The following is a 12,884-nucleotide window of genomic DNA, read 5'->3' as shown; positions in this document are numbered from 1 at the left end:
TCTGCTTCAGCGCTTCAACACAAGCAGACATGCTGGAGCTGAACCTGGCGGCCACAAAACGGGGATTCAAGCCGACGAGCATCGAATCGTTCCGTTAGTCGGATTGACCAAGCGGGCAAGCCTGCCGTTGGATGCCATTCGCCGGCCGCGGGATACGCCGATCTGGAACTTGAGGCGTCATTGAAGTGCCGGTCGTGCCGGAAAGGTCGGTCCGCGCCGCCGGTGCGGATGATCAAGCTGACCGAGACGCGCGCGATTACGCCTTATAAGTGGGTGCATCCAGACGAAGAGCGTTGAGTGACGATGGCCGTGCCCCTGAAACCAAAGTCGGTTTGAACCCGATAATACGCGGATATTGGTTTAACTTCTGAACACCGACGGCCGATCGGGGTTCCGAAATTAACCCGCAATGGACTTATCAAGCTTAACATTCGCGTTTAGTTGCGCAGGAGATGCAGACGACTAGCTTTCGTAAGCCGGACGGGCACATGCGCAAGGTTCTCGACCATGACCACCCTCGACAATCTCCGAACACGGAAGCGGCAGCTGGAGGACCATCTAGAGCGAGCCGTAGGCCCAGAGGAGCGGGAGAAAATTGAGGGCGAGCTGATGAAGATCGACATTGCACTCAGTTTCTTGGAAAAGGAATTGCCGAGTCAGCCGACCGTCTCGAAATAATTGCGCTGATGAATTTAGTCCTTAAGCGAGCGCGTTGCTATCGAGAGCGGCAGATGACAGTCTGGATCTACGTCAACACCGCTAAGCAGGTCGGAGACCGCGGCCAACTCAAGGTCTTCGACAGCCAGGATGCCGCGGAGGCTTGGTTAGCTGTCAACGACCCGGAAGGCGTGGCCTTCGAATACGAGGTAAATTCTATGATGACGGCACGAGAGGCTTACGACCGGTTTCAGCAAGAGGTGGCGCATATTCTCGATTGTCTGAAGCGAAACTCGTGACCCGACGTTTCTTGGGCTTTAGAGACGCGCTGATCCGCATCGCGTGAGGCCAGTGCAGGAAAAACGCACCGGTGACCCGCGCTGAATCAGGGCCGAACCCACCGCAGAGGCCGACCAAAATTTATGTCGGCTACCCGACAGCAGCCGCGCAGTGGACATTTTCGTTGTTCCGTCATGGACCTTAGTCCTCAAGAGCAGCAGCTCCGCAGCTCCCACGCGACAGCAAGTCGCAACTGCTAATGTCCCGTTACCGCAATGCCGTCACCGCAGCGCACCATGCACCGGTGTCATGTTCAGAACAGGAGTTTAGGTATGTCCTGGACAGTAAATTTTCTTAGGGATTGCTGGGTGCCTCGCCATCACCCCACTGGGCATTTCATCCACGAGCGGCGACAGCGGGTTGTACGACTAGACTAAAAGTCACGCTTTCGAAGAGCGAGCATCGTACAAGCATCCAATGTTGATGGAGGCAGCTATCTTGGTTGGGCTTGGTTTCGCGGCCGGCTACGGTCTGCGAGCCTGGACTTCGGCTAGGCGACGACGCGCCGTCAGGAAGGCTCGTGGAGACTAAGCGTTCGGTGGCCGACTTAGAAATGCCGGCAGGTCGATCGAGGAAGAGAGCGCATTCAAGCGCTTTTCCTCCCTTTGCGCGTGCCGAACTCGCTCGCGATAGCGACGAACTCGCGAAATTTGATCGCGGCAAATGTAGCCCGCTGCAGCACCCAGCAAGACAATCAGAAAATCTCCGATCGTTCCCATCGTCCCCCTCCACTGTGGTGCGCCGCTCCCCAGCGGCGTTACCAACATCGTGGGTCGGGAACTTTGGGCAATCAAGAACATTTTGTGACGCGGTGCGGGACGAAAAAGCCGCCCACCTATCCGTACGGAGACACTCCTCGCTGGGCTCAATGTTCATGGCCGCTTGTCTCGAATCGTTGTAGGCGACCGGCGCAGTATGCCGTTGGTGTCTAGCCAGCCGAAACCCCCGGCGAGACGTCCGGCCTGACAATTGACTGTCTGCATCGCGCCTACATCGACACAAATGAGCGATGCGCCACTGCGAGCGCGCCGCGCTCGTTCGTTTCAAGTGCGATCTTCTGCGCCAGCATCACATCGCGAGCTACGAGATTGCCCTCCGGAACGAAGCACCATCTGCAGACACGCTGCCCTGCGTGGCCTAATTCCTCAATGTTGGTCTGGGTGCCGTGGTGTATCCGATAATGCGTGCCGGTATCGCTGCCGACGACGTCGAAGTACCGGAAGCGGTCATAGCACGCGCGTTGCTCCGGCGAAAGCCAATCCTCCAGCAGGGTCAGTGCCCGCGCCCTCGCGTCGAAGAAACCAGGCCGCACCACGGCCGACACAAGTGCAAAAAGCAGCAGCGTACCGATCACGGGCAGGCAGATCAAAGCCAGGCAGTACCAGCCCAACGCAAGCGCTTGCTCAACCACCGCGGTCAGCCGCCGACTAGACGCGGATAGAACAAGGTTTCTTCCGCCGTTGGATCAAATGAGCGGATAATCCGCTGTTCGCCCGGCCCGGAACGGACAGCTGCCGTAAAGCCTGCTCCGGTCAATTCCTTGAACCGCTGCTCGGCCTTTGCGACCTCCGCACGATCCTGCTTGTTGAACAAGTGGCGGGTGTCACCGGTATGATCCATCACGATCTGGCTTGCCATTTCACGCACTCCGATGGGCTTCCTGAGACAGGTTTGACAGACCCGGAGACGATCGATTGCCGGCCGCATCCTGAGTCCATACTCCTAAACGGGATGACCGAGGTTGGTTCCTTTGTTTGCGATCATAAATGTTCGCAGGTGCCAAGGGCGGTCGGCCTTTTTCTAGGTGCATTCGCTGGATCATAAACGTGCAGCTTTGCCCGTTTCGGTCGTCCGAACTTTCTCTCTTTCGCGTTCGACTTCTTCGGCGTAGCGGCCATGATGAAAGGAACGAAGTAGGCAATCATCTTTGGGATTTATATAAGGCCTAAGGAGTGCTCATGCGCCCTGTGTGCGTCGCCGTTCTGGCATCTCTCTCCGCTCCGACCGCAGCATCGCTTGCCGCTGCTGAAGGAGTGCCGGATCGCTACTGCTTGCAGGGCCCGCTATGGGAATATCCGGGCAAATGCCAGTACACCAGTTACTTCCGCTGCATTACCGAGGGCGGCAAGGACGCCAAATTAGCCGCTGAATGTCAATTATGCGGCGACCGTCCCACCTGAGCGTGTGCCTCCAGCGTACCGCGTGCTTCTAGATCGGCGCACCAAAAATGCGTGCGCTGGTGATAACCGTTCCGAATGCGATCAACCCTATCCGTACGATGACGATCAGCACATCGATCTTTCGCCGCGTGGGTATTTGCTTCGAGGGTTTCATGTCCTGCTACCCCGGCGGAAAGCCCGCGAAAGCCATTAAGAAGTCGAAGTCATCGAAGCCTGCAAGCAAACGAAAGGCGGGCTAGCGTCAGTGTAAAGCACATGAACTCCTGTACCTCTTCACCGGTAACAACAAAGCTGAGGGCGGCTTATTCTTTGACACAACTGCTCACCGGATTCGATGTTGGGAATGTATTCTCTATAGGAGCCCTGTCGTGCGTCGCAGGCTTGGCGGCTGGGGATACTCTTGTTGAAACACCTTCACAAAAAAGCGGTCCCTCGCCGGAAGGGGCCGCTAGTTTGAAGTCGAGACTCACGTGCCCTTCGGCACAAGTGCAAAACACCGACAACTTGGAAAATCATTTCCGGCGGCCCTGTACGTCGCGAGCTTCCTGAACTTTCAACAGGAGGTCCTCGAAAAGCGACACAGCGTCGTCACCAGCGAATCTGGGGCGGGTTCGTCCGATATCCGGTGCGCCGCCGTCGCACGCACGAGGCCACGTCCATTCTCCTCATAATCGAAGACCCGGAATGATGGTGACAGGATTAATTAATGGGCGCCTTAGGCCCGAGACGGCGCTCGCGAGGCTGCGCTGGAGCAGTGCGAGGGCTGGCAGGAACGAACGACGTTGAAGGGGTTATGATGCCGCGCCAGCTTTCGCACCCGTCCGGCCTTGCGGCTTTGGAACTTCCCGCCGGATAGCTTCATTACATTTTTATGGCCATCGCTAATAATGATGCGGATAGATACCGCAGGCAAGCAGAGGTCTGCCGGAAAGAGTCGGAGAAGGCTCGCAGCTTAGTTGATGCGGCAAGCTGGCTGCGGCTCGCCGAGGACTTCGATAAGCTCGCTGAGCGGGAGCGGGACCGCTTGCATCATAAGCGTCACAACGCCTTGGAGCGCCAGCTTGCAAGGCTCAGTCCCTCCTAATTTCCATGAGGCCCAGTTAGTTGAGTTCCCGGAAGGCGAGGGTACGAAGGCGCGTATCTGGTTCCCCGGCCCAACCGAAGTCAAGATTTCTCCGCCTTTTGGTCAACGATAGAGGGTACTCGCCGACGAAAACATTTAAAGGAGGCATCACCTAATGCCGACCAAAGACGATTTTAATGACCATCGTTTGCCTCGCTTTCTCACACGTGAACCTGAGCCCCTGTCTCACGGGAAAGCTGAGGAAAGAGCTGCCCTCTCGTCCCACATCCTCAAAGCGAGCATCTGGGCTGCAGCGGCGACAGCGCTTAGTATTGCGATTCTATCGGTGGTGGGTAATCCAGTGACGCTCCTTGCGAACGTCACGGCGTCCATAGCGGACGTCAGGGCTTCGCTCGCCCACAAACCGGCGCTCCAGCCTGACACCTATCAGGCGATGCCAACAACAATTCAAACTAGCGCCAGTGTTCAGGCTTTGCCGACGGCGGCAAAGGAAGTGCTGGCCCGCGAGGAAAATGCCACCTCCTCTGAACCCACCGGTCAGAACCCGACGGAAAATGGTGAAGGCCTGTTTAGGCAATTCCAAGCGTGGGCGGCCGAGAAAGAAGAGCAGGCACAGGTCGGGCCGGTACCCTCCGTGCAGGTTGTGCAAAATGCCCCAGCACTAGTTGCACAAAATGTCCCGGCACAGATTGCGGAAGATACCCGAGCATCTCTCAAGCCCAAGCAAAAGCACCAACACGTCCGCGCCCCCCGAAATGCGCAGGCAGAGATGCGGCCCGTGCACAATCCCCGAATGAGGGTCCGGCGGGAGCAAAAGTCACGGGTACAAGACCCGGCCCCACAAGGAGCCCGAGCGCCCGAACAGGGCCAGTTTGTACAAAATGCCCAGCCTCCGTTGTTCCTGCAAACCTTCGGCTCGCGCAATTAGGTCTAGCAGAAGCAACTTTGTCCAAGGCCCCACGTCTGACGACTGCAAAAGCGGGTTGAGCCGGACGGCTTCCAGAGCACGGACGCCTGGCGGTTTCCAATCGGACACATGAAGTACCATTGCCTCCCACCAAAATGACGCGGACGTGCAGTGAGGGTAATCCACTGGTCGAGGCTGCCGAGCTGGATACGAAACCAGCCCTCGTCTTGACCGCTCATGTCCGCGCTAATCATCCCGGTGGCGACGTCGCCCCAATAAGAGTGCGTCCATGTAATTCCTCGAACGCCGATGTTCGCACCGTGTCGGACGAAGCCCTTTCGAGCGAGATGGTTCAGATCCAGCTTCAATCCATCTTGGAGACAACCCGCTCGCGTGGTCGCGGCATTCAAGACAGCCTTTCGTGGAAAGCTAACAGCCTTTCTTTGTAGGCCTCTGAATGAGCAATCTCCTGAATCTGCGCTGGGGTGAGACGTTTGCCATCCAATTCGATATCAAAAGCATTTGCTCCCTCCGCATCAGTCCATTTCCGAACGGCATCGAAGAGCGAAACCTGCTTTGGCTCGTCAATCGAATTTGAAGATGCGCTTGGTTCAGCGGGCCGAAGAATCGTAGTTTGTTTTTCTAGATCCATTTTGCGTTCCAGGAATGACGGGCGGCTCACAAAAGAACTAAGAGCATGTGGCAAACTATATGTGCCCTGGATTGATACCGCGAGCGCAGGATTCCATTACCGCGTTTGTTTTCGGCTGCCCATCGCGCAAGGTATGCAGAATTATCTCCAGCGGGCGCACTTTAAGCGCACCGGCAGAAGGCCCGGCGCCCACCGAGGTATATATCCTACCATGGTGACCGATACCGAAACCCGAAATCTCTTGGTCTTCCCCATTTGAGGGCTTCCAGGTTGCAACTCTTTCAATCTGCGAAGAGGCAACCGGTAGACAGGTTTGAACCGACAGGATTGGAAGGGGGCCCATCGGGACTACCACTTCTCGATCAAGGGGGGCCAAACTGGTGATGAGGCGACCCTGTCGGCTACTCACCACTGCGGATGTCGGAGGTAGTGGCTAAAAAAAAGCCCCGGACGATGCCGGGGCTTAGTTTACTGGAGATGGCGGAAATCAGTAACGCGCCGCAACCGGAGCGCCGTACCCGTACCCGCCGAAGCGATAGTTGATGCGGGCCATGATAAGGTCGGCATCGCCGTTGATGCGGTCGTTGGCAAATACCACGCCAGCAGGTGTCCTGAAGGCCGTGGTGCGGTTATCGAGGAACAGGTGGTCGTATTCGATTCCAACCGACCAATTCGGAGCAAAGCCATACTCAAGACCGACACCAACCGTAGCGCCCCAACGGGTGTCGGTATTAGCCGATGCAACAACCGCTCCCCCGAAGAGGATGTCGTGGCGGTCGTCGACGACCGCAGCGCCGCCCTTAACGTAGAATAAAGCGTTGTTCCAGGCGTAGCCTACTTGGCCGGTGAATAGGCCGAATGCGTCCAATCTGGACCGGCGGGAGCGCTCGAACAGGGCGCTATGGGCGAGGGGTTTGATTGTTCAAAGCCCGCCAGTTCACCGCTGGCGGGTTTGCTATTAAAGGGCCGCTACTGGGGAGCCGTTGAGGTCACAATGCGCTATCTGCTTCGTCTGCGTGCTTGCATCAAGCCAGAGGTCCGTGAAGGCCTGGATGAGTTGGGGGTGCTCTTTGCGGTCACCTTGTTCTTCTGCCTGATCCAGGCAGCGTATGACGGGGTCGTATATCGAAACCGCAACTTTGATAGTCAGCGGTGGTGGTTCCCCTTCTACCGAATGGTCCAACACTAGCTACCGCCTCGCCGTTCAGCCTGGCGGAAATCGTGTGGTTGCTATCAAAAATAGGTGGGGCCGCCGCAGGGGGGCTTGAGCCAACGGCGACCCCAGCCAGCTGCGTTCCTGTCACAACCGCAACCGACCCAAATTAACGGAGCGCATTTTGCAAAGTTGCTCAATTTTCCCGATAATTTGTTTTTCCACAACTCTACAGTTTTGGAAAGAAACCTGTTGACCTTGAATCTGCACACCAATTACTTTTCCGAAAGTCGGGTTTCCATAACGGAGTTTCGGAGATGAAATATGGATACGCCCGAGTGAGCTCGAAGGGTCAGGACTACACTGCTCAGGTCGAGGCGCTGAAGGCCGCGGGCTGTGAGCGGATCTTCAGCGAGAAGGCGTCGGCGAAGAACACTGACGGCCGGCCAGAGTTTCTGAAGCTGCAGAAGGCGCTGCTCCCCGGCGATACCGTCGTTGTGACCAAGCTAGACCGCCTGGCGCGTTCTAGCCGCGACCTGCACAACATCGTGCATGAACTGGATGGCCTTTCTTGCGACTTCGTATCGCTTGGGGAAAGTTGGTGCGACACCACCACCGACGCCGGTAGGCTGATGCTGACCATCATGGGCGGCATTGCTGAGTTCGAGCGTGGCCTAATCCGCAAGCGCACCGATGAGGGGATCGAGCGGGCCAAGAAGCAGCGCAAGAAGTTCGGGCGCCCCGAGCGGCTGGATGCCGGTCAGAAGCGGGTCATTGCCGATCGCTACGGCCAAGGTGCGACAATCCCCGAGCTGGCCGAGGAATACAGCGTTGGCGTCGGCACCATCTGGAGGTCACTTCAACCCGAAACCTGTGAGGCGGCGTAGGAAATGAAGTGCAGCAACGGCCGCCGGATCGAACAAGGTACAGTCACGGTTATGCCGCGATGGTGCCGTGGACAATGTGGTTGATGGTGTGTTGGTGGAGTGGGGCACACTTGCGGAGTCGCCTTATGCCTAAGTGGGTTCGTCTTGGTCGGATACAGCGTGGATGCCTGCGAGTGATCGAGGAGTGCGAGGCTGCGGGTCAAAGGCCGACCATTTTGAGCATTGCTTCTGAAGTTTATCGGGTCAGGCCTGGCCGGTTGAGCTACGAGCAACAGGCTGCAACCCGGCGGGCGCTGGCTAGTCTTCGGCAGAAGGGCCTTGTTTCCGGACAAGATGTTTTGCAGTTCGCCCTAGAGCGGCCAGCGGAGCGCGCTGAGAACCGTTTGCGTGAGAGCTATGTGGTGGCCGCCAGCCAGTAAAACGCACCGGTGACTCGCGCCGAGTCACGGAGCGGCCCTTACATGTTGAGGCCGCCCACCCGGACGGCCCCGCCGAAAGTACGTTCGAAGTTTACTGTTTGTTTACGCCCTTCTGTACCGAGCCCGACTCTTTGTCTGTGCCGGTATTGTGGGTTCCGGCCGCCGTGGGCGCGCCTGAACTGCTCGCGTCGCCTCGCGGGGAGGGTCTGCTGCTAGCACCTGTGGTGCCTTGGTTCATGGTGCCGTCCTTCATAGCGCCTTCGGACGCGCCGGGCCCAACGTTGCCTGAGCTAGACGCGCCCCCGGTGGGCTGGGCGTTCTGCGCGAAGGCCGCGGGTGTTGCGAGTGCGAACATGCAGGCCGAAGCTAACAGGAACTTCTTCATTTAGTCTCCTTGGGTTTTGTTTGATTACACCCGAGGAAAACGGCTGCGAATCGCGTTCGTTCCTATTCTTGCCAAAACCCTTGACCAGCTGGCCTCTAAAACGGAATTAGGCGTGCATACTCTTGACGGACGTACCAAGAATGCGTGTCGTGGTAACCGTGCCGAGTACGATCAACCCCAGCCTACGATGACGGTCAGCACATCGATCTTCCGCCGCGTGGGTATTTGCTTCGGGGGCGTCATGTCCTGCGCCGCTTGGCTCCAACGCATGGTGGACCTGAGAAGCGTAGGTTTATGTGAGGTAGGTTACACCGCACGAATGCGTGATTTCATGCCCCTCTTGTAGCGGCGTGGGCGCAAGCTTCTCAAATCGAAATCTCTAGACTAACTTGACGCCTCCTATTGATTTCAAACGATTTTATTTTCCATAGAATTTTGCCGCTAGCGCTATAAGACCGCAGTCCAGAACGTCATCGTAACGGTCGTGCCGGTCTGAATAAGCATTGTATGTCGCCCACCGCATCCATTTCGGCTTTGGGGGAAAATCCCATTCATCTGGATCAAGGTCAGCTATCAGCTTGGACTTGATCCGCGCTTTGCCCGCATGAGCGCGATTTGTTGGGTCGTTGAATTGAGATTGGTAAGCGACTTGTCGGCCCCATGTCTGGCGGCTGCAGAACCGCGTCGCCCCGTTTGGCTTCCAAAGAACCGAAACGAGCCGATTCCTGACTGGGCAGACAAAATACCATTGCTGCCCACCGAAATGTCGCGGACGTGCAGTGAGGGTAATCCACTGGTCGAGGCTGCCGAGCTGGATACGAAACCAGCCCTCCTCTTTACCGCTCATGTCCGCGCTAATCATCCCGGTGGCGACGTCGCCCCAATAAGAGTGCGTCCATGTAATTCCTCGAACGCCGATGTTCGCGCCTTGTCGGACGAAGCCCTTTCGAGCGAGACGGTTCAAATCCAGCTTCAGTCCGTCTTGAAGGCAAACGCGTTCGCGCGGCCGCGACATCAGAGGGCTCCAGGTTGGTCCTCGAGATAGTAAGTATAAGTTCGAGGGCAATATCTGATTGACGACGCGGAGCTAGCCGCAGTGGATAATTTGACATTTATCAGATAGCTTTTGAAAAGCAGTCTTAGGGAAAAAAGCAAATGGTCAAAGTCCTAGTGACCGTGCACGGAATCCGCGACAATGGCGATTGGCAGGACGCAGTATCCGAGTTAGCGATCGAGAAATCAATCGTTGAACGCACCGAAAGGTATAAGTACGGCTTCTTCGATATTTTAAAATTCGTATTCCCTCTCACACGCCACCTTCAAGTGTCTGAGTTTAGGAAAAAACTCGAGTCACTCTTGGATGCCATCTCAGCACATAGCGGAAATGGACCAAAAATCACAGTTCATTTCGCTGCCCACAGTTTCGGTACGCACGTTCTCTATCACGCGCTTCGCAGTCTGTCGCCGCGTCATCATGGAATAATTGGAAACGTCGTGCTAATGGGCAGCGTTCTTCCGTCGGAAGCTGACGTTACGGCAATTGCTCTTCGTTCTGAGCTATCTACAATCTTCAATTTTTGTTCAACTAATGATCGAATCTTGTTGTTGAACGCGGCGCTTCCATTGAACTCCGGATTGGCCGGTCGAGTAGGGTTTAAAGGTCAGTTTGAAGGAAAGTACCTGCAACAGAGGTACTTTAAATTTGGCCACAGCGGCTATTTCGCCGACGTTAAACTTCGACAGGACTCCTGGATTGCCCACTATTGCCTTAGGGCCCTATCAAACGAAAGCATTTCGCCTGGGACCCGCACTCGCCCACGTTACGGGGATCTACTTGCAGGGTTCATGCGGTTTTCGAAATTCCTTACAACGACAGTCATTTTGGTTGCGGCGGCGGTAAGCTATTTTAACTTGACTGCTAATGGTTACATAGGTGCTCGACAAGAGATTGCTTTCGATATCAGAAATAGAGTGCGCCTAACTGCGCTGGACGTTGACGAGGTTATGGCTCTCAAACCAGTGTGGCCGTATGCGAAGATTCCAAGAGTGACAGAATTTTGGGAGAGCACGCGCGACGAATTGCTTTCGCGCATACTGCTTGAGAACGATATTGTCTATGCGATGCCAGTCACCGGCGACGTCAGTGTGACCATGCGAGAGAGCGACATGGCGTTCCTAGCCGCTCACGGTCGCGACGATACAAAACTCAGTTTGTTTGAGCCAGACAAGTCGATAGATGGAGACCTGACCTATCGCGAAAGTTTTATATATCAAGGCCGATTTGATTGGTTTGGGTTTGCCACGGATGGTCAACCGTTTGTCGCCCTAGAAAATAACAAACTAATGTTCCGCTGCTTAAGGTGCGGCGGATGGGACTATTTTGTTCTGCCCTCGGCAAACGAACTCTCCCAGTCGACCATAACAATTCATCCACTTTCAACAGACAAGGTTCTGCTCTTCGGGTCCCAATCCCCCATGTTCGTTCTTGATAAAACAAGGCCGCCTACAAAGGTGTTGTTTGAAGATAGCCGTTCAGCAGCGTCCAGCGCAGGGACCAGCTTCGATACTAGATCAAAACCAGTTCGGGCAAGAAAACTCGCTGGAAAATTTTCATCCTTTCTGATCGCGTCCGGCCCGAATGTCTCACTAGCGGTAAACATCGAGACGGGCGAAAGCCTATTCGTCAGCTTCGATACACACGACGTCCGGAACCGGATGGTTTCTGCCAAAACACCAGGTGTAGACACTGAACGAAGGGGCGAATTTGGACAAACCTATGTGGATAGCGCGTACGTGCAGTATTGCAGCAAGTCGAAGTGCGAGCCTTGGGATACTTCCTTCGAAGTTGGAAACTCCAATGGCTTAACTTTTAAATTAGTATCTGAAGGCGATGAACTTCGCGCCGTAGTAAATCACAATCACCAAACCTATTGCCTGCGCATGGCGGCTCTAGTGATGGCCCACGGCGATCGGATCTTAACGCCTGTCTCGCCGAACTCACAAAAGGTGGAATGCTCGGCACTTAGTGTCGATGCTATTGAGGGCGACGAACTTAATATTCGGGACCCGTTTCTTCGGAAAGACAGGCAAACAATCCAGGTTCTGGAGAATCCAGCGGCAATGTTTCGCTACAATAAGGTTCATTCGGAGTTTGTGGCCGATCTGGACGTCTCGTCTTGTTTGAGTAGAGATGGGCCCGACATTGCATCAGATCTGAAGGCAACTGAACGGTGGGGCATCCTCGCCCTATCATGTGAGCACTGGATGTTTTTCAATAAATGGGGAAAGCTTGCTGAGTTTTCTGCTATTTCTCAGCCTGAAATCAATGATAGTTATCCATTGTTTTTCAAAGATCAGAAACCAGCAGTTTTGGGAAAGGAAAGATTTGGAACTCTTTCAATTTATGACGCTAATGGGGTAGTAATCAAAAGATTTGATAAGCGGCTCAATCTACCACTCGCAGTGTTTACATCCGATACTGCCAATACGGCTATTTGGCTCGAACAACGCCGCTTGTTGACTGGTCGCTTCTCGTTAAACAATGGGAAAATCGAGATGGCCGAGCGAGCTTCACCGGCGTTTCCGGCATTAGAAACAATCTCCAGCTCACTTCTCATATGTGGAAAACACGTGGACCTTGGCCTATCTCCCGAGGGTGAGCGAATTCCGATGGGCATCAATGTAACTAGGAATGAACCTCAAGTACTTATTCCGGAAAACTCAACGCAATGTAACGGGCTTGGCGATCAAACTCGGACTTTCAATATAGAAGATGGCCGTACGGTACTCGGGGGTGTGCTACTGCATGCAACGGTCGGCCGCGATAGCTCGAAGCTCAAATTACGAGTTGCACCAAAAGAAGGTGAAAGTATTGAAGATCGAGCCATGAAAATAAGAAGTTCTGTAATCTCGCGCAGCTTTCTTGAAACGCAATCACCAACCTTTCTAAAGCCAGGACGTTTTTAATACCTGCTTCGGACGGTCCCAACTCAAGTTACGCTAGGGACAATCGCGACGCGACAAGGAAGCTGGTTCCTTGCTCACGTTTCCACAATGTTAGCAGGCGGTCGCTGCTCACAAGACGCCGTCCATGACTCTATGGGTTCGCGACGCGTATCTAACGCGTCGAATCGGGGCGGCCTTCAGGGCTGGAAAACGGCTCGGCGCATCCATAACCGCGGAATGGCAATCAAAGATCTGCATGTATTGCCCAGAGGGGTC

11 protein-coding genes and 1 pseudogene are annotated in these 12,884 nt (G+C 55.2%); 7 read left to right on the top strand and 5 right to left on the bottom strand.

Features of this window, described 5'->3' with window-relative positions; translation table 11 throughout:
• Positions 1-112: 112 nt before the first annotated feature.
• The 3 genes and pseudogenes from ACPPVP_RS04880 to ACPPVP_RS04870 all read left to right on the top strand — a co-directional run.
• A pseudogene (locus ACPPVP_RS04880) lies at positions 113-297 on the top strand (hypothetical protein); the annotation flags it as partial.
• 210 nt (positions 298-507) lie between these two features.
• On the top strand, positions 508-678 hold the full coding sequence (locus ACPPVP_RS04875) for a hypothetical protein (RefSeq protein WP_426531803.1): 171 nt from the start codon (positions 508-510) through the stop codon (positions 676-678).
• A gap of 53 nt (positions 679-731) precedes the next feature.
• Complete coding sequence (locus ACPPVP_RS04870) at positions 732-956, top strand: hypothetical protein (protein ID WP_426531801.1); 225 nt, start codon at positions 732-734, stop codon at positions 954-956.
• A gap of 1,028 nt (positions 957-1,984) precedes the next feature.
• Here the strand turns inward: ACPPVP_RS04870 and ACPPVP_RS04865 are convergent.
• Together ACPPVP_RS04865 and ACPPVP_RS04860 are read right to left on the bottom strand one after the other, a co-directional pair.
• Positions 1,985-2,407: a hypothetical protein gene (locus tag ACPPVP_RS04865; RefSeq protein ID WP_426531799.1), complete on the bottom strand. Its 423-nt coding sequence runs from the start codon at positions 2,405-2,407 to the stop codon at positions 1,985-1,987.
• Between the two features lie 5 nt (positions 2,408-2,412).
• On the bottom strand, positions 2,413-2,634 hold the full coding sequence (locus ACPPVP_RS04860) for a hypothetical protein (RefSeq protein ID WP_426531797.1): 222 nt from the start codon (positions 2,632-2,634) through the stop codon (positions 2,413-2,415).
• A gap of 320 nt (positions 2,635-2,954) precedes the next feature.
• On the opposite strand from ACPPVP_RS04860, the gene ACPPVP_RS04855 reads away from it, so the two are divergent.
• Positions 2,955-3,176 carry a DUF3551 domain-containing protein gene (locus tag ACPPVP_RS04855; protein WP_426531795.1) on the top strand — a complete coding sequence of 74 codons (222 nt, stop codon included), beginning with the start codon at positions 2,955-2,957 and terminating at the stop codon, positions 3,174-3,176.
• 1,238 nt (positions 3,177-4,414) lie between these two features.
• Positions 4,415-5,188 (top strand): hypothetical protein, encoded by a 774-nt coding sequence (locus ACPPVP_RS04850; RefSeq protein WP_426531793.1) that lies wholly within the window; start codon positions 4,415-4,417, stop codon positions 5,186-5,188.
• A gap of 385 nt (positions 5,189-5,573) precedes the next feature.
• Here ACPPVP_RS04850 and ACPPVP_RS04845 read toward each other — a convergent pair whose 3' ends face one another.
• Together ACPPVP_RS04845 and ACPPVP_RS04840 are read right to left on the bottom strand one after the other, a co-directional pair.
• Positions 5,574-5,819 (bottom strand): hypothetical protein, encoded by a 246-nt coding sequence (locus ACPPVP_RS04845; RefSeq protein ID WP_426531791.1) that lies wholly within the window; start codon positions 5,817-5,819, stop codon positions 5,574-5,576.
• Positions 5,820-6,306: 487 nt separating this feature from the next.
• The gene (locus ACPPVP_RS04840) at positions 6,307-6,687 is read right to left on the bottom strand and encodes an outer membrane protein (protein WP_426531789.1); all 381 of its coding nucleotides are present in this window, start codon (positions 6,685-6,687) and stop codon (positions 6,307-6,309) included.
• 623 nt (positions 6,688-7,310) lie between these two features.
• On the opposite strand from ACPPVP_RS04840, the gene ACPPVP_RS04835 reads away from it, so the two are divergent.
• On the top strand, positions 7,311-7,859 hold the full coding sequence (locus ACPPVP_RS04835; RefSeq protein WP_426531787.1) for a recombinase family protein: 549 nt from the start codon (positions 7,311-7,313) through the stop codon (positions 7,857-7,859).
• 1,222 nt (positions 7,860-9,081) lie between these two features.
• On the opposite strand, the gene ACPPVP_RS04830 is transcribed toward ACPPVP_RS04835, so the two are convergent.
• Positions 9,082-9,678, bottom strand: coding sequence for a hypothetical protein (locus ACPPVP_RS04830; RefSeq protein WP_426531785.1), 597 nt, complete (start codon positions 9,676-9,678; stop codon positions 9,082-9,084).
• A gap of 140 nt (positions 9,679-9,818) precedes the next feature.
• Here ACPPVP_RS04830 and ACPPVP_RS04825 point away from each other — a divergent pair, with 140 nt between their 5' ends.
• Positions 9,819-12,629, top strand: coding sequence for a hypothetical protein (locus ACPPVP_RS04825; RefSeq protein WP_426531783.1), 2,811 nt, complete (start codon positions 9,819-9,821; stop codon positions 12,627-12,629).
• Positions 12,630-12,884: the final 255 nt, after the last annotated feature.

It is taken from the genome of Bradyrhizobium sp. McL0615, assembly GCF_049993905.1.
Taxonomy (GTDB): domain Bacteria; phylum Pseudomonadota; class Alphaproteobacteria; order Rhizobiales; family Xanthobacteraceae; genus Bradyrhizobium.
Note: the sequence above shows the minus strand (reverse complement) of the source record. Positions and strands in the feature narration are given on the sequence as shown.